This is a genomic window from Paenibacillus montanisoli (assembly GCF_003268025.1).
Taxonomy (GTDB): domain Bacteria; phylum Bacillota; class Bacilli; order Paenibacillales; family Paenibacillaceae; genus Paenibacillus_Z; species Paenibacillus_Z montanisoli.
Genome location: NZ_QLUW01000004.1, coordinates 270340 through 287781 on the forward strand (window position 1 = coordinate 270340; position 17442 = coordinate 287781).

Annotated in this window: 17 protein-coding genes; 7 read left to right on the plus strand and 10 right to left on the minus strand. The window is 54.0% G+C overall.

The annotated features are described in order from the left end of the window. Nucleotides 1-464: 464 nt before the first annotated feature. The 5 genes from DL346_RS20910 to DL346_RS20930 all read right to left on the minus strand — a co-directional run bounded on the left by DL346_RS20910 (nt 465) and on the right by DL346_RS20930 (nt 6407). Nucleotides 465-1394 carry a DMT family transporter gene (locus tag DL346_RS20910; RefSeq protein ID WP_112884315.1) on the minus strand — a complete coding sequence of 310 codons (930 nt, stop codon included), beginning with the start codon at nt 1392-1394 and terminating at the stop codon, nt 465-467. Nucleotides 1395-1520: 126 nt separating this feature from the next. Next, nucleotides 1521-1979, minus strand: a complete 459-nt coding sequence (locus tag DL346_RS20915) for a DUF2269 family protein (protein WP_112884316.1) — start codon at nt 1977-1979, stop codon at nt 1521-1523. A gap of 170 nt (nt 1980-2149) precedes the next feature. Further along, on the minus strand, nt 2150-3508 hold the full coding sequence (locus tag DL346_RS20920; protein ID WP_112884317.1) for a hypothetical protein: 1359 nt from the start codon (nt 3506-3508) through the stop codon (nt 2150-2152). Between the two features lie 682 nt (nt 3509-4190). Then, complete coding sequence (locus DL346_RS20925; RefSeq protein ID WP_112884318.1) at nt 4191-5180, minus strand: NAD-dependent epimerase/dehydratase family protein; 990 nt, start codon at nt 5178-5180, stop codon at nt 4191-4193. Nucleotides 5181-5219: 39 nt separating this feature from the next. After that, complete coding sequence (locus tag DL346_RS20930) at nt 5220-6407, minus strand: glycine C-acetyltransferase (RefSeq protein ID WP_112884319.1); 1188 nt, start codon at nt 6405-6407, stop codon at nt 5220-5222. Nucleotides 6408-6594: 187 nt separating this feature from the next. Between DL346_RS20930 and DL346_RS20935 the strand changes: the two genes are divergently transcribed. Both DL346_RS20935 and DL346_RS20940 read left to right on the plus strand, forming a co-directional pair. Then, nucleotides 6595-7146: a helix-turn-helix domain-containing protein gene (locus DL346_RS20935; protein WP_112884320.1), complete on the plus strand. Its 552-nt coding sequence runs from the start codon at nt 6595-6597 to the stop codon at nt 7144-7146. A 32-nt stretch (nt 7147-7178) separates the two neighbouring features. Further along, nucleotides 7179-8270 (plus strand): M24 family metallopeptidase, encoded by a 1092-nt coding sequence (locus tag DL346_RS20940; RefSeq protein WP_112884321.1) that lies wholly within the window; start codon nt 7179-7181, stop codon nt 8268-8270. Nucleotides 8271-8618: 348 nt separating this feature from the next. On the opposite strand, the gene DL346_RS20945 is transcribed toward DL346_RS20940, so the two are convergent. The 4 genes from DL346_RS20945 to DL346_RS20960 form a co-directional block, all read right to left on the minus strand. Next, entirely contained in the window at nt 8619-9362 is a 744-nt protein-coding gene (locus DL346_RS20945; protein ID WP_112884322.1) for an amino acid ABC transporter ATP-binding protein, read from the minus strand. 12 nt (nt 9363-9374) lie between these two features. Next, complete coding sequence (locus DL346_RS20950) at nt 9375-10043, minus strand: amino acid ABC transporter permease (RefSeq protein WP_112884323.1); 669 nt, start codon at nt 10041-10043, stop codon at nt 9375-9377. 30 nt (nt 10044-10073) lie between these two features. Then, nucleotides 10074-10892 (minus strand): amino acid ABC transporter substrate-binding protein, encoded by an 819-nt coding sequence (locus DL346_RS20955; RefSeq protein ID WP_112884324.1) that lies wholly within the window; start codon nt 10890-10892, stop codon nt 10074-10076. 131 nt (nt 10893-11023) lie between these two features. Next, nucleotides 11024-11563, minus strand: a complete 540-nt coding sequence (locus tag DL346_RS20960) for a PadR family transcriptional regulator (RefSeq protein ID WP_112884325.1) — start codon at nt 11561-11563, stop codon at nt 11024-11026. A 199-nt stretch (nt 11564-11762) separates the two neighbouring features. On the opposite strand from DL346_RS20960, the gene DL346_RS20965 reads away from it, so the two are divergent. The 3 genes from DL346_RS20965 (at nt 11763) to fdhD (ending at nt 15488) form a co-directional block, all read left to right on the plus strand. Next, nucleotides 11763-12128, plus strand: a complete 366-nt coding sequence (locus tag DL346_RS20965) for a Na-translocating system protein MpsC family protein (RefSeq protein WP_112884326.1) — start codon at nt 11763-11765, stop codon at nt 12126-12128. Nucleotides 12129-12277: 149 nt separating this feature from the next. Continuing rightward, nucleotides 12278-14638 (plus strand): FdhF/YdeP family oxidoreductase, encoded by a 2361-nt coding sequence (locus DL346_RS20970; RefSeq protein WP_112884327.1) that lies wholly within the window; start codon nt 12278-12280, stop codon nt 14636-14638. A 25-nt stretch (nt 14639-14663) separates the two neighbouring features. Continuing rightward, complete coding sequence (gene fdhD / locus DL346_RS20975; protein WP_112884652.1) at nt 14664-15488, plus strand: formate dehydrogenase accessory sulfurtransferase FdhD; 825 nt, start codon at nt 14664-14666, stop codon at nt 15486-15488. 28 nt (nt 15489-15516) lie between these two features. Here fdhD and DL346_RS20980 read toward each other — a convergent pair whose 3' ends face one another. Beyond that, complete coding sequence (locus tag DL346_RS20980; RefSeq protein ID WP_112884328.1) at nt 15517-16023, minus strand: glutathione peroxidase; 507 nt, start codon at nt 16021-16023, stop codon at nt 15517-15519. A 160-nt stretch (nt 16024-16183) separates the two neighbouring features. Between DL346_RS20980 and DL346_RS28820 the strand changes: the two genes are divergently transcribed. Continuing rightward, on the plus strand, nt 16184-16471 hold the full coding sequence (locus tag DL346_RS28820; protein ID WP_133257551.1) for a hypothetical protein: 288 nt from the start codon (nt 16184-16186) through the stop codon (nt 16469-16471). Next, nucleotides 16464-17267 carry a phytanoyl-CoA dioxygenase family protein gene (locus DL346_RS20985; RefSeq protein ID WP_165822604.1) on the plus strand — a complete coding sequence of 268 codons (804 nt, stop codon included), beginning with the start codon at nt 16464-16466 and terminating at the stop codon, nt 17265-17267. The genes DL346_RS28820 and DL346_RS20985 overlap by 8 nt, the downstream gene beginning before the upstream one ends. Nucleotides 17268-17442: the final 175 nt, after the last annotated feature.

Below are 17442 nucleotides of genomic sequence, written 5' to 3' on the forward strand. Positions count from 1 at the left end.
GTTTCGCTCACTCCTCATATCGGCTTTCTTTGATGTCCTTAGCATACGAAATCCGCGGCTCGGCGGTAAGGCATGAATGTAATAGGATTCATATGACAACTGTCATGCGTTGATTTCCCGTAATAAACATATTGATTTTCAATTGGGCAGAGGGTATAATAGTGAACGTTGTATCAAGTGTAACCTCTGGTTTTTTCCTCGAATCGTAGTGATTACCCTCCCAGATCACCACATTTTTTTTCCTTTTAATGAAACGGCTGCTTGAAGGAACACGGATTCACACTGGCGCGGTCGAGGAACCGCAAGGACGTTAGAGAGGTTAGGGCTTTCGTTGCTTTCGTGCATAGTTTATTTATGAAAGTAGGAAGACATTAGCGGTTACGCTTATCATAGATGCGGCGCACAGCATAGCGCGCGCACATACAAAAGACCCCCGCTTCGGGTTGAAGCGGGGGTCGTCCAATTTATGCTGACTTTTTTCGGCTGAAGGAGGCTTGGCTTTCTTTCTTCTCAAAACTAATCCACACCAGCCCCGCAATCATAAACACTGTACCTCCAAGCTGCCAGCCGCTTACTTGCTCATCGAAGAAGAAGTATCCCGCCGCGACCGCCGATGCCGGAACGACATAACGGAAGAAATTCGCCCGTGCCGCGCCGATGCGGAACATGCTCGCGTTCCAAACGATGAACGCAAAGATCGTGCAGATCAGGACATTATACATAATGCTCGCATAAGAGCCGAATGACAGCGAGCTCCATTCGACCTTGCTCCACGTGCCTAGCGTGAACGGAAACATGAACAACACGCCGAAGGCGATGTACCATGTGCTGACCCTTAGCGCCGAGTAGGTTTTCATCAATGGTATGCAGGCAAGGTTATAAAGCGCGCCTATGATGCTTACGCCAAGCGCCAGGAGATTGCCGATCATGTTCTCCGAAGAGAGATCGAAGCCCTCCGCCCCGCCCAGAATAATCAGGCAAACGCCAGCCATCGCGGCGGCTCCGCCGACCACTAGCCGCGATGTCATCCGCTCCCGCATGAACAAGGGGCCAAACAGCGCCGCGAAGATCGGCCAAGGCGCGACGTTAAGCAATGAAGCGTTCGCCAGCGTCGTATATTTGATCGAGTACAGCACCGCGATTTCCAAGCCCGTCACGCCGACGAGTCCAATCGCAGCCAGCTGCAGAGCGGCTTTAACCGGTATGCGGATGCTGCCTTCTTTCAGGTACAGCAGCAAAAAGAAGATCGGCATCGAGATGGAGAAACGCAAGAACGCGAACAATATCGGGTCGAACGTCTCCATCGCTTTGCGCGACACGCCAAAATTAGCTCCCCAGAGCGCGGCAACAAGTACGAGCCCGAGGTAATAGATCCATTTTCGTTCCTGCTTCATCCTATATCTGATCCCCATTTCTCATTTGTGCAATTTCCACTCCCAACAGTTTGACGGATTCCCTCCGGTTTTTCAATATACAAAAAATAAATCGGCACTCCTGAAACGGAGCACCGATCGATGCAATCAATAAAACGGCTTCAGCACCATGAAGATAAACAGCAGTGTTCCCATCGCCGTAGCCCCGTAGTAGAGCTTGTTGGCTTTGTTCAACAAACGGATCTGATCGTCCGGTACTGCCTGGTCGGCACTGATCTTCTTCGTATCCTCGAGCAGCTTGCCGAGCTGCTTTGTCACCGGAGCGGCAAATCCGATCACAAGCACCTGAATCGCGATGTAGAGCGCCAGCGATCCGAGAATCCAGAAGCTGACGAACTCCCAGCCGTCCGCAAAGACAAGAATGAGACCCGTAATGACCGCGAGCGATCCCCCGATCTTCGGAAACAGCTCCAGCTTGCTGCCCAGCTTAAATGCAGAGCGAAGCTCGCCGATGTTGTCTTTCCTGCCGAATAGCGTGTGGATGAAAAACGTTGGGCCTACCCCAATGATGGCTGACATGACGTGAATGAGAACTAGCCACTTCATTCCTGAAATCACCTCTCATCTGGTTTCGGGAAAATTGTCCTATGTATGGAACAACATGTATGGTACCATGTGTCCACTTACAGCTAGCTTACGACCGTCTTACACCGAAAAGACTCAAGCCCCAGTCGAGTTTCGACTGGGGTTTTGGTTTTATTATTCAACTTCGAAACCTAAGGTCCAAATACTTCAACCGAGCTATCGATCACAAATAGTAAACCGGCCGGATTGGGGTTTGCAGGGTTATTACCGGTAGGAAGGTAATTGGTAACCTCGAATGAAACAACAAATGCAAATATTCTTTCATCTCCTATTACTTCAGGAGGACCCGTAAGCGTAGAAAACATACGAATGTTTTGCCAGTTAGCCGGCGCAGTCTCCGTGATTCCGGTCGCAGGATTATTGGAACCTGCTATAAAAGTCTTTCCCAGCTCCTGCGGCTGAGGATCGACTTTTACAAAAGTGCCCGCTATTCGTTCAAAGAGCTCAATGGTCATCGTCATCGCATTATCAGCGAAGGCAACCACTGTAAAAGTAAGCAATACAGGAGCAAAACCTGTACCTTGACCCACGATAAGAGAAGGAATTGCAAAGAATGCCGTCTGACCGGCAGCAGTAGGTAAATCCCAAATATATTGAGCATTGGGGATATTGCCTAAGGGAGAAAACGCGGTTTCGCTCGTATCATTATCAAACTTTTGGATCGAAGGCCAGACAGGATAGCGCGATATAAGATCCGCCTTCATACCTGTATTATTTGCAGCATTCGACGCCGCTTGTTCCCTGCTGTCACCAATAAATACATGAGTCGAATCACTGTTATCCCTGCCCAAGCCTACAGCAGTACTTGTTCCAAAGGCTCCGAAGAAATCCAGCATAAACATGACTCCCGCTGGATTGAAGTTAGAAAGGTTATTATCCGTCGGAAGGTAATTGGTTCCCGCAAATGAAATAACGAGCTTGTAAACCGCGGAAACAAGAGTCGGTATTTCGAAAACAGTCGAATAAATCCGAACATCCTGCCATTTAAAAGGTTGTGTTGTCTCCGTGACTCCGGTAATAGGCGTATTGGGAGTGCCTGCCGTTAAAAAAACATCGCCAAGCCCGGCCGGTTGTGTGGGCGCTTTAATAAAAGTAGAGCCAATCCGTTGAAAAAGCTCGATTTTGACATTCATAGCGCTATCCGCAAAAGCAAGCAAAGTAATATTAAATCTTGCAGGGTCAGTATCACCAGGAATTGCAACAATATCAATTTCATTTGAAGCATTTGCAAATGCCGCCGTTTGACCGGCGGAAGCCGGCTCGATCCAAATATAATCGGGGTTGGGAACGACTCCAAAGGGGGCTTCGATCGTAAACGTCGTATCATTGTCGAATTTTTTTAAGGATGGCCATGAAGGGGAGATAGCCGCTATGCCTGCATTCGTACCGATACCATTTGCAGCGTTGAATGCAACAGTGCCTCTGTCTATGCCTGAACGAAGAAAAGGCTGCGTTATATTACTGGTAAGTCTTTGACGAGGAACAGTCATTATTCATCACCTCATAATCAAAAAGATAGCTAACACACTATTCTATGAATCTATGAATGAATATGCTTGTACATCTGTTCACTGACTCCTTCTGTCAGCAAATATGGATATTACTAAAGGGTGATATTCGGCGTCGTGCAAGTAAAAGAGTATCGGAGGCAGATAAACGGTGGGGGCGGACGGAGAGGGGCAAGATCCGCTGGCCGTGCCGCGCGATCAGTGGCGGACCGTTCAGCACGGAGCCGGAAACCCTGGCGTTGCTGTAACCTGTTGCCGTTAGAGGAGAAAAACAAAAAAGCGGAGCAGCTGCTCCGCTCAGGCCATCGAAAAGGAATAAGGATCTATCGCGAGTCGGGATGTTCGACTTATTGCCTCATGCTGCCGCGCATACGCTAACGGTTGCCACGCACGCTATTTAGCCTCGAACGGCCCTTTTGAAAGGCTAACGGTTCTCAGAAAGGCTATTTGGCGATTTGGGCAGCGAATTCATCCGATTTGGGCCAAATAACCCCTCTGGCGACCGTTAGAAATTAAGAAGGGCTATTCTCGTACAAATAAGCACTGGAGCATCCGTTAGAAAGTTCAGGCGCTCTCTCATGCTTACCGCGCATTCGCTAACCATAGATGTCGACAAGTCCGCCCGTTAAAACGATGGCGGGATTCTCTATAAATCTGTCTCGCTTCACGACACTTTCATAATGCCGTTCATGGGATGCCCCCCGGGAGGCTCGATAGTGCGCGCAGCAATTTGAACCAGCATATCCTGCGTCATCGTCTCGAGCGTAAACCGCGGCTTGAAGCCCCACTCTCGTTCTGCCGCCGACGTATCCAGCGAGTTCGGCCAGCTTTGGGCGATTTGCTCGCGGACCGGGTCGATCTGATAGGTCAGCTTGAAGCCCGGCAGCAGCTTGCGGATTTCGGCGGCCAGCAGCTCGGGATCGAAGCTCATCGCCGATACGTTGTAGGCGTTGCGGTTGACGAGCTTGGCGGAATCGGCCTCCATCAGCTGGATGATGGCAGCGATCGCGTCGGGCATATACATCATATCCATGAACGTGCCTTTATTGATATAAGAGCAGTATTCGCCGCAGCGGACCGCTTCGAAGTACATCGCGACCGCGTAATCGGTTGTGCCCCCTCCCGGCGGCGTGAGATGCGAGATCAAGCCCGGGAAGCGCAAGCCGCGCGTATCTACACCGAACTTGCGGAAGTAATAATCGCACAGCAGCTCCCCTGCCAGCTTATTAATGCCGTACATCGTAACCGGCCGCTGGACGGTGACTTGCGGCGTTCCCTCCTTAGGCGAATCCGGTCCGAACACGCCGATGGAGCTCGGGGTGAAGAACTGGCACTTAAGCTCCCTCGCAACCTCAAGCGCGTTCAGCAGGCCGCCCATATTCAGCTCCCAGGCGAAGAGCGGATTGGCCTCCGCCGTTGCCGACAATAACGCCGCGAGGTGGATGATCGTGTCGACGTTATATTTTTGGGCAATGTCATGGAAGGCCTGCCGGTTGTTAACGTCCAAGAGTTCGAAAGGTCCCGCGGAGAGGCTTTCTCCGCCAGGCTTAATATCCGTTGCAATGACATGCTCTTCGCCATACCGGGCGCGAAGCGCGGCGACCAGCTCGCTGCCGATTTGGCCCGATGATCCGGTGATCAATATCGTTCTCATATCTGTTGTACGCCTCCTCCGTAGATGGGCCAGCCCGTGCTACACGCCTAGCCGCTTCTTCACGCTTTCGTAAGCGGTAAGCGCCCGGTCGAACATTTCTTTCGTATGTGCCGCGGTTGGCATGTTGCGCACCCGGCCGGTGCCTTTCTGCACGGTCGGGAATACGATCGCTTTCGCATAGACGCCCGCTTCGAACAGCTCCTTGCTGAACTGCTGCGTCTTTACTTCATCCCCGATGATGCAAGGAATAATCGGCGTTGCCGTATGGCCGGTATTGAATCCGAGCTGCTTCAGCCCCTCGCGGAAATAAGCGGCGTTGCTCCACAGCTTCTCCTGCAGCTCCGCGCTGTCCGTCATAATATCCAGCGCAGCGATGCAAGCGGCGGCAATCGCAGGCGGCGTTGCCGTCGAGAAGAGGAACGGACGGCTTCTGACCTTCAGCCACTCGATCAATTCCCTTTTGCCGGCCACATAGCCGCCTACGACGCCGATTGCCTTGGACAGCGTGCCGATTTGAAAATCAACCCGGTCGGACAAGCCGAAATGCTTGACCGTTCCCGCCCCTTTGCCCAGCACGCCTGAACCGTGCGCATCGTCCACATAGGTGATGAGGTCGTAGCGCTCCGCGATCTCCACGATTTCCGGGAGCTTCGCAATATCGCCGTCCATGGAGAACACGCCGTCGGTGATGACCATGATTTTGTTGTACTGGCCGGACTCTCTCGCCGCCTTCGCCTGCTTCTCCAAATCCTCCATGTCGGAGTGCTTGAAGCGAATGACCTTCGCCTTGGTCAAGCGGCAACCGTCAATGATCGAAGCGTGGTTAAGCTCATCGGATAATATAGCGTCCCCGGCCTCCATAACCGCCGAAATCGCCGCCATGTTGCAGTTGAAGCCGGATTGGTACGCGATAGCGGCCTCCGTTTGCTTGAAACGCGCCAATTTCGTCTCCAGTTCCTCGTGCACGTCCATCGTTCCGTTGATCGTCCGCACCGCGCCGGCACCGACGCCGTATTTGCGCAGAGCCTTCTCCGCCGCCTGAATCAGCCGCTCATCCCCTGCCAAACCCAGGTAGTTGTTCGAGGAAAGATTGATCAGCTCGCGGCCGTCGATATGAATAAGCGGTCCGTTCCCGCCTTGCAGTACGTTAATCTGATTAAATAACCCGTTCTTCTTCAATTCTTCCAGGTTCCGCTGCAGAAACTCGGTTAATGATGGACTGGACATAATCGTATTCCCCTTCTCGCTTGGTTTGATGGTCAAGCTATCTAAGCGCTTTCATTTATCTTATATTATACATACGTATGTTATGACGTACAATACTTTTGTATGCTATAGCGCACGAAACTTTTTCGACTTTTGACCGCGCATCGGCTACAATAGGCTAAATAGGAGAGCATTGCAGGAGGCAGTCATGGAACAAATACATATTAAACTGGGGCGGAATTTGAAATCGATTCGCCAAACAAGAGGGCTCAGCCTGGATAAGGTCGCAGAGCTTACGGGCGTGAGCAAAGCGATGCTCGGTCAGATCGAGCGCGGCGAAACGAGTCCGACGATCTCGATTATTTGGAAGATCGCAAACGGACTGCGGCTTTCTTTTACCACGTTAATCGAAGAACCTCCCTCCGAGGTGGCCGTCATTACGAAGGATGAACTGGAGCCGCTGCTCGAATCCGGCGGACAATACCGCGTTTACCCGATGTTCCCGTTCGAGCCGACCAAGAAATTCGAAGTATACTCCGTCGAAATGGATACCGGCTGCATGCACGAATCCGAGGCGCACAGCCCCGGCGTAGAGGAATATATTCTCGTATCGACCGGCACGCTCGTCATTGAGATTCAGAACACGTCCTATACGGTAGGCGCGGGCAGCGCCGTCCGGTACGCGGCGGATCAGCCGCATCTGTACCGCAATGCGGGCGACGATATCGTGCGCTATGACGCGATTATTTATTATCCTTAATTATTGATATGACGAAAGGCGGTAGATTGCCTATGGAGACTCGAATTGAGCAGCTGACTGCTTATATGGACCGGCACGCGATCGATGCGGCGCTTATTACGATGCCGAAGCATGTGTATTATTTAACCGGGTTTGCGAGCGATCCGCATGAGCGGTTTCTCGGTCTGCTTATTCCGCGCGGGACGGAGCCGCTGCTAATCGTGCCGGCTCTTGATTTCGAGGCCGCGCAGGCCGCGTCGTCCGTGAAGGCGATCCACACCCATTCGGATACCGACAACCCGTACGAGGTGCTTGGCAAACTCATGCCTTCGGGCATCCGGACGCTGGGGCTGGAGAAGGACTTTATGACGGTGAGCCGGTTCGAGGCGATCAGTCAAGCGGTCGGCGCCGCCGTTTATGCGGACATCGACGAGCCTCTGCGCGAGATGCGCGTCATTAAAACCCCGGACGAAGTGGCGCGAATGAAGCACGCCGTACGGATTATCGAGGATGTGCTGCGCGCCGGCATTGCGCAGGTAAAGCCGGGCGTGACGGAGATTGAGCTCGTGGCGGAACTGGAGTATCAGATGAAAAAGCACGGCGCAAGCGGTCCATCCTTCTCGACGATGGTGCTGGCCGGCGAGAAGTCGGCGCTGCCGCACGGCGTGCCGGACTCGCGCGAGGTTCGAACCGGCGAGCTGCTGCTCTTTGATCTGGGCGTATACGCGGACGGCTATGCGTCGGATATCACGCGGACATTCGCGGTAGGCGACATTTCGGAGGAGCAGGCGAAGATCTACGATACGGTGCTGCAAGCGAACCTGCGTGCCATCGAAGCGACCCGCCCCGGCGCGACGCTCGCAAGCCTAGACCAGGCGGCGCGCGAGTACATCGCATCCGCCGGCTATGGGCCGTACTTCATGCACCGGCTGGGGCATGGCCTCGGCATGGACGTGCACGAGTATCCGTCCGTGCACGGGCAGAACCAAGAGCTGCTGCGCAGCGGCATGGTCTTCACGATCGAGCCGGGCATCTACGTGCCCGGTATTGGCGGCGTCCGCATCGAGGACGATGTGCTCGTCACGGACAGCGGCGTCGAGGTGCTGACGTCGTTCCCGAAGGAGCTTACGGTGATCGGGTCATAGATGCAGAAATTCTAACGGACATAGATGACCGTTAGAGGCACAAATTCTAAATTTCGAGCTTCTAATGGACATTTATGACAGTTAGGGCTGAGTTTATGTGTCGAATACGCTATTTTCAAGTCTAACGGTCAGAAGTGACCGTTAGACTTTTTATTTCTTAATAATGGGGAGCGGCTTCTTCTTCAATTCCTCTGAATACGATTTAAACTTCTGACCTTTTACTGCCATAAAAAAATGCACCCCATAGAATTCATCGGATTAACCTAGAGGTTTTTCCAATGTTCATTCTAAGGGGTGCACTTCACGCCTCTCATGCGCCATCCCGGAGATTTTTGCTTTTCATATGCGTTATTCTGCCAATCGACTTAAAAACTGAACGGCTCTGCTGCTCTTCGGCTGGCGAAACACCTCTTGCGGAGCGCCTTCTTCTACAATATGTCCATCGTCCATCAGAATGACATGGTCGGCTACTTCTGCAGCGAACCTCATTAAATGAGTCACGATGACCATCGTCATGCCTTCTGCCGCCAATTGCTTGATGACCTTGAGCACTTCCTCTACAAGCTCCGGATCCAGGGCGGATGTCGGCTCATCGAATAGCAGCACTTCCGGCTCCAATGCCATCGCACGGGCAATCGCTACACGCTGCTGCTGGCCGCCGGAAAGCCTGTTCGGATAAGAATCGGCTTTATCCGCGAGTCCGACCTTCTCCAGCAGGGAGCGGGCTCGCAGCTGCGCGGCGTGCTTGCTCTTCTTCTGCACGGTCACTTGCGCCTCGACGATGTTCTCCAGCGCGGTCATGTGCGGGAACAAGTTAAACGACTGAAATACCATCCCGCTCTGTTTCCGCAAGCTAAGAACATCCTTGAAAGGAAGCTTGACACCTTCTTGAAAACTTAGAGATACGCTGCCTAATTGGACTGCGCCTTTATCCGGTACTTCCAATAGATTCAAACAACGGAGCAGCGTCGTTTTACCTGAACCCGATGGACCGATAATGGCCAGCACCTTGCCCTTCGGCAGCTCAAGGTCAATCCCCTTTAATACCTGATGCTTGCCGTAAGCCTTATGCAAGCCTTGAAGTTTAATCACAAATGACGCCCCCTAGCTCACCGAAGAACGATCTAAACGTTTCTCTACGATATTTTGCAGCGTTGAAAGAACGGTGGAGAAGAGCAGGTAGATAAGCGCTACTTCACAGTATAACAACATCGGCTCGTATGTCCTGGCAACGTCCTGCTGCGCTCTGCGGAACATTTCCACGTACGTAATCGCCGAAGCGAGCGAGGTGTCCTTCAAGAGACTGATGAAGGAATTCCCGAGCGGCGGCACGGTTACTCGCGCCGCTTGCGGAAGAATGATTCTGCGGAGCGCCTGCCAGCGCGTCATCCCAAGGGAGTAAGCGGCTTCCCACTGGCCTTTAGGGATGGAGATAATCGCTGCGCGCACAATCTCGGAGCCGTAAGCGCCGACACTAAGCGTAAATCCGATAATTGCGGACAGGAAGGGGTTTATCGTCAGCCCGACACTCGGCAAGCCATAGAAGATGATGAATAATTGCACCAGCAGCGGTGTTCCACGAATAACCCAGACGTAAAATCTGGCAACAGGCTTAAGAAAATCCCATGCATACAGCCTTACGAGCGCCGTTATAACGGCGAGAACCAATCCCAGCGTAAATGAGATTAAAGTGAGCGGAATCGTATAAACGACCCCCGCTTTAAGCAGGGGCCAGAAGGAATCCGTAATAATCTGAATCTGGTTGTCACTCATTCATTTGTCATCCTTCTTTAGAGATCGTTCTTATTTGGATACGTCCACTCCGAAGTATTTCTCTGAAATTTTCAGATAAGTGCCATCGCTAACCATATCAGCCAATGCCTTGTTAACGGCCTGAACCAATTCGTCGTTCCCTTTTAGGAAGAGCGCCGCGCTTTGCGATGCATCCGAGGTCTCGTCTACCATTTTGATTTTCACGTCGGGCTTCTGCTTCTTCAAATCGAGGAAAGACAAGCTGTCGTTGATCGTCGCGTCTACGCGTTTGGACATCAACAGATCGATGGCTTGGTTAAAACCGTCAACCCCGACGATTTCCGCTCCGTTCGCAGTCGCGATGTCCGCCAGGTTACTGGTCAGGGATTGCGCGGATTTCTTGCCTTTGAGATCGGCAAGCTTCGTGATCTCATTGTCGTCATCGCGAACGAGCAGTACCGCCTTGGATACAATGTAAGGCGTGGAGAAGTCATACTTCTCTTTACGGTCGTCGCGGATCGAAACTTCATTGAAGATCGTATCGAAACGATTCGCATCCAGGCCGGCAAAAATACCGTCCCATTGCGTTTCGATGAATTCAGCTTTTACGCCCAAGCGCTTGCTCACTTCTTCTGCTATCTCTACGTCAAATCCGACAAGCTTGCCGCTCTCGTCATGGAACGTGAAAGGCGCATAGGTACCCTCGGTGCCGATCCGAAGCGTACCGCTCGCTTTGATCTTATCGAGCGAGCTTTGCTCATTGGCTGCCGGCTGTGTGGATGCTGCGGTATTGTCCGTTTTGTTTCCGCATGCCGCCAATACCATCAAGGTAAGTGTTAATACAAAAATGACCAGTGATGTTCTTCTCATGTTGAATCCCCTTTTGTTTCATTTTTTTAATTTAAGTAGATAATACACTCGTCCAATGATTGCGTCAATGGTATTTCCGACTTTTTTTGTCGGAAATACATACGGCCGATGACCGGCAACCGTATTAAACCTCAGACTCTTCCAATCAAAGGAGTCGCCCAATCGATCCACGACAGCTCCTCCTTCAACAGTCCCACCTTGCGCCGGTAGAGAAGGAAGCGGCCAAACTGCTTGGAGGCGTAATCGGTAACTCGGACCTCGTCCATGTTCATGAGCTCCATCTCGGCTTCGAGCCGGTGCAGCCGCTCCTGAAGCGCCTCCGACCGCTCTTGAAAAAGCTGCATGGCCTCGGCTTTGCCGATCAACCCGACCGCATACACTTTAATGAGAAACTCGTCCCGCTCCAGATTCTCCGTCGCAGGCGCCTCCAGAATCCAGCTCCGCAGCGCGCCCTCCCCCGATTCCGTAATGGTATACAGCTTCTTGTCCGGCTTGCCCGTCTGCCCGATCAACTCGAAGGTCACCAGATTCTCTCGTTCCAGCATGGCAAGCAGCGGATAGATTTGGCTGTGCTTCGCCTGCCAGAACAAGCGGAGCAGCTTCGTCAGCTCGTACCCCGTGCACGGCTTGCGCACCAGCATGCTAAGCAGCCCGTAAGACAATGTGTTCATCAACGTGATCCCCCTACAACCTTTCTATGTACAAAAATCGTACCACATTTACGGCCCAAACGCATGCTAAAGCCACATGAGCATTGCCATGGTTGCGCTTTCTTGCTAAGATGAAGACAGGCTTTCGATTATTCCGCCTGATACGGAGCAGCGATCCTGCCACCGGTTACACGGGTAAAAGAGGGGTTACGAGTTTACGATGAATCAGACGGAAGCGGAATTCAGCAATTTGGTCAAGGCGTTCCGCAAACGGCACATGGGCAAGGGCCCAAGCCGCATTACGACGACCTTTTGCAAGCATTGGGCGATCTGTGAAATGGATGGCAACCTGTCACCGGTCGAGAAGTTTATCGCGTCCGCGGACGACGGCAAGCAAATGCTGCGCGAGGCCAGAACGCAGTGGGTGAAGGACATTTACCGCAATCACCCGCCGACGGAGATGGAACAGCTGCTCGGCGCCCGTTTCGTGGAGCTGTTCGTAGATATTGATATCGACAAAGATTTCGGCATGTCGGTGTTTGTGTTCGACCAGGACATCGAGCGCAAATTCGGCAGCAGCCGGTAACGATACGAGTTGGCGCTTGGCAGCGAACCTGCGAGAGACTAACCGCGAAGAGACGATTTTTCTTGAATGAGAAAAGGTCGGGCTCTCCGCGGTTTTTTATTGCCCGGGAAAGCGCACGGCAAACAACGACCAAGGAGGCACTTTTAGCGATGGGCAATACCAAGCATACCGGGCCGATCAAGCTGCCCGGAAAACCCGATCCGACGCTGTGGGTGAGCAAAATCCCGTTCGGACTCGGCAAAGTCAAACCCAAGCATATCCGCGATACGATCAAAGTGATGGCCGATAACAGGGACAACCTGCCGTACGCGCTGCGGATTTTGACGCAAGGCGTCTGCGACGGATGCGCGCTCGGCGTCTCCGGCTTGTACGATCAGACGCTTGCGGGCCCGCACGTCTGCACGACCAGACTCAACCTGCTGCGCTTGAATACGATGCCGGCGATCAAGCCGGATGTGCTGCACGCCGACATCGACGAGCTGCGCAAAATGGACAGCACGGCGCTGCGCAAGCTCGGCCGGCTGCCGTATCCGTTGATCCGCCGCAATGGAGAACGTAAGTTCAGCCGCATATCCTGGGATGAAGCCCTCGATCTGATTGCGGAGCGCATCCGCAAGATCGATCCGAAGCAGCTGGCCTTCTACTTGACGGCGCGCGGCATCACGAACGAATCCTATTATGTCGCGGGCAAGGTCGCCCGTTTCCTGGGGACGAACAACATCGACAATGCGTCGCGCATCTGCCACTCCCCGTCCAAGACGGCGCTCAAGCGCTCCGTCGGCATCGGCGCCTCCAGCTGTAACTACAAGGACTGGATCGGCACCGACGTGCTGGTCTTTTGGGGCAGCGTAGCCGCTAATAATCAACCGGTTTCGACCAAATATATGTATGCCGCCAAGCGCAAAGGCACGAAAATCATCGTGATCAACCCTTACAGAGAACCGGCTATGGACGGTTATTGGGTGCCGTCGATCGCGGAATCCGCGCTGTTCGGCACCAAGCTTGCCGACGACTTCTACCAAGTCAACATCGGCGGCGACATCGCCTTCATGCATGGCATCATGAAGCACTGGTTCGCCATGGAAGTCGAGAAGCCGGGTTCCGCGATCGACCGCAAATTCATTCGCGAGCATGTGAACGGCTACGAAGAGCTGCGGCAGCATGTCAAGCAGCAGGACTGGGCGCAGCTGGAGCGCTCCTCCGGCATTTCGCGAGAGCGGATGGCCGAATTCGCCGAGCTGCTGGCTGCTTCGAAGTCCGGCGTATTCGTCTGGAGCATGGGACTCACGCAGCACCGCTTCGGCACGGACAACATCTCGCAGGTTGCCAATCTCGCCCTGCTGCGCGGCTTCCTTGGCCGCGAGCACTGCGGCTTGATGCCGATCCGCGGGCACAGCGGCGTGCAGGGCTCTGGCGAAATGGGTGCCGACCCGTTCAGCTTGCCCGGAGGCGAATACAAAGGGGCGGACATCCCTCGCGTCGAGAGCGTCTGGGGCTTTAAGCTGCCGCCGTGGCAGGGCGACATTGTCGGCGTCACGCTGGAGAACGCGCTGCTGCCGGAGGATCACGAACGGAAGCTGAACGTGTTTTACACATCCGGCGGCAACTTTCTCGAGACGATGCCGGATCCGGATTTTGTCCGCCAATGCTTGGAGGCAATTGACGTTCGCGTCCACCAGGACATCGTGCTCAATACCTCGACGCTGACTGACGCGAAGGAAGCTGTCATCGTTCTGCCGGCCATGACCCGCTACGAGCAGCCGGGCGGCGGGACCTCCACCTCCACCGAGCGGATGGTCTATTTCTCGCCGGAAATCGCCGGACCCCGCATCGAGGAAGCGCGCACCGAGTGGCAGATTTATTGCGACCTGGCCGCGCGCGTCGATCCGGAGCGCGCAGCTCTCGTTCGTTTCAAAGACGCGCATGCGGTGCGCGCGGAAATCGCCAAAGCCGCGCCGAATTACGACGGCATCCAGCATCTGAAGAACAAGGGTGATGTGTTCCAATGGGGCGGCGCTTGGCTGTGCGAGGGCGGCATTTGCCCGACGAAGGACGGACGCGGGCAGCTGATTTCGGTCGAGCTGCCGGAGCTGCGCAAGCCGGAGGGCCATTTCTACATCACGTCGCGCCGCGGCAAGCAATTCAACAGCATGCTCTATAGCAGCAAGGACCCGTTCAACGCGGCGGACCGCTATGATGTGCTTATGAGCAAGAGCGATGCGGCGAAGCATGGCGTTACCGAGGGCGAAGCGGTTGTGCTCTACAATAGCTGCGGCACCTTCCACGGACGGGCTCGGTTTGCCGAGATTGCTGACGGCAATCTTGGGCTGTACTGGCCGGAGTGCAACCCGCTGGTGCCGAAGAAGGTGTATGAACCTTTCGCCGGTATTCCAGAGTACAATACAGCAGTCGTACTGGAGCGTGCGGAAACCTATCATGCGCTGAAGGATACCCGGTACGTGGAGAAACGGATCGCGGAACTGGACCAGGAGATCAGTGACGAAGAATAGCATCGCTGACGGGGAGGGAACGAAGATGCTGCCTAACATCACCGCCAAATGGCGCATTCGCAAATATAATAGCAGCGGTGCGGCCTCCCTGCAGGAGGACGATATTGCAACGGAGTACCCGCTAACGATACGGCTGGATGGCGAGGATTTCGCGACGATCGTCTGCTCGCCGACCGATTTGGAGGAAATGACCGTCGGGTTTCTGGCCTCCGAAGGCATCATCAGGCAAGCCGCAGAGATCGAATCGCTTCGAATCGATGAGGAGCGCGGCTTCGTCTATGTCGAGCTCTTCAATAAGCAGTCGACGAGCAAGGATGACGTGTCCAAACGATTTATCGGCTCGTGCTGCGGAAAGAGCCGCCAGTTCTATTTTCACAACGATGCCCGTACGGCCCGCACCTCGATGTCCCGCATGGTTCTGACGCCATCGCAGTGCATCGCGCTGATGCGGCTGCTGCAAAGCAGTTCTGGCGAGTTCAAGCTTACCGGAGGCGTGCACAACGCGGCGCTCTGCACCGCAGACGAGCTGCTTGCCGTCCGTACCGATATCGGCCGTCACAACGCGCTCGATAAACTGTTCGGCTATGCGCTTCGGCAGCGGCTTGCCGTTACGGACAAAATCATCGCCTTCAGCGGGCGGCTCTCCTCCGAGGTCGTGCTGAAGGCAGCCAAAATCGGAGTAGGCATCCTGCTCTCAAAGTCGGCGCCTACCGATCTTGCGCTCAAGCTCGCGGAGGATCTGGGCATTACCTGCGCCGGGTTCATCCGCGGCAGTGAAATGAATGTGTATACGCATGGGCACCGCATTGTGGACGATGGCGTCGAGGAGCATAAAAGCGAGGAGCGGTAAGCGCTCCTCGCTTTTATGATGTCTCCCGTTACCTCGCCGCCGTCTTCTTCTGACTCGCCTGCTCAAGCAGCTTCTGAATATGCGCTTCGAACTTCAGCGGCTTGGTGTACGGCGAATACCGCTTTACGACGCGCCCTTCCGCATCCACAAGAAACTTCGTGAAATTCCACTTGATGCCTCCTAAGCCGAAGAACCCGGAGGCCTCCTTTTTCAAATATTTATACAGCGGGTCGGCGTTTGGCCCGTTCACGTCGATTTTGGCTAAAAGCGGGAAGGTCACGCCATAATTAATTTCGCATGTCTGCGCCATTTCGCTGTTCTGGACCGGCTCTTGGTGGAACTGGTTGCATGGAAAGCCTAGCACCGTCAGACCGGCATCCTTATAGGTTTCGTGAAGCCGCTGCAGCTCTTTGAATTGCGGCGTTAGCCCGCATTTGGTCGCTGTATTGACGATGAGCAGCACCTGGCCGCGGTAATCGGCAAGCGATTTCAATTCGCCCTTGGCCGTCTGCACCTTGAAATCATATACGTTCATGCTCCGTCACCCCGTTTATATTTTATACAATATTATTGTAAACAATTTAATTGGGAGATGCAATGATTAATATTGCACAAATCGATCTTAATCTTGCATATCCACACGAGGTATCCAAGCTCATACAATGATAGCAGATCGATTGAAGGAGGCGTCCCGCTTGATTTTGAGACAGCAAATCTTGTTCCTGCACTTAACGACACCGGATTTAAAATCCCCTGCCATCGCTTGGTCCCTGTACGACGGCGCCGCGCCGGAGGATGCAATCCCCATGAACGCCGGCGACTCTTCCGAGCCGCCTTACAAATCCATCCTTCATGCGATGAGGGATGGCTGGAATGTCATCCAAGTGCCCGCGCTGCCGCAATATCCGCTCGGCCAGGAGCATGATACCGGCCATTTGCCTTACGAATACGTGCTCGAAAGGAAGGTGCCTATCCATGAGTAATCGCTTGAATATGACCCCTGCCGATCCGATGCATCTGCTCACGGCCGCGCAAATGGCGAAGTTCGTCACGGACGGTTACCTGCTGCTGGATGCTTTTATACCGCAAGAGCTCAACGAGCTTGTTTACGGCGAACAAATCCGGCATAGCCAGGGCCACACGTTCTGGAATGAATCGAAGCATATCCGCAAAGTGTTTGAACTGCCGGAGGTACAGGGAATTATCCAGAGCTTGGTCGGCCTGGAGCCGGTCTATGACCATTCTTTTCAACACATCGTTCCCGCCAACTATCCGATCGCGCAGGATTGGCATGGCGATTCCATCATCGATGTCCGTCCGCATGCGTTCGACATCCAGCTGTTCTACTTCTCCCACGATGCGCCGCCGGAAATGGGGCCGACGCTCATTTTGCCGGGCTCGCATCTGCGCCGCATCAACACGTTCAGCTTAGCCCGGTATAAAAATATTGTCGGCCAGCGGCAGCTCGCCGGTAAAGCCGGCACGCTTGCCATTCTCCACCACGGCATGTGGCACTGCGCGCAGCCGAACTATACGGACAAGACGCGTTACGTGTTCAAGCTCCGCCTCCGTCCTGGCCAAGAACAGCGCGGGTTGTTTAACCTCGAAGGCTACCGCGACCCTGAGGTTTCCCGCATCATCCAGCAAGGCTACCAGCGCTGGCAAGGCAACGAGGGCCGCCTCGACCATATGCAGCGCGCGAAGCTGTGGCGTTATGTGACCGGCGACGACAGCATTGACGTTTCCTTCGAAGGCGCGCTGACGCGCATGGGGATTTAGATAGGCAAGAGAAGGAGCGGCCCGCAGGGCCGCTCCTTTAGATTGTAGAGAATCCCACCATTGTTTATTTGGCGGGCCCGTCGACTTTTATATGGTTAGCGTGTACGCGGTGTGAGTGAGCGCCTAAAAATTCTAACGGATGCTCCAGCGCTTATTTGCACATAAATAGCCTTTC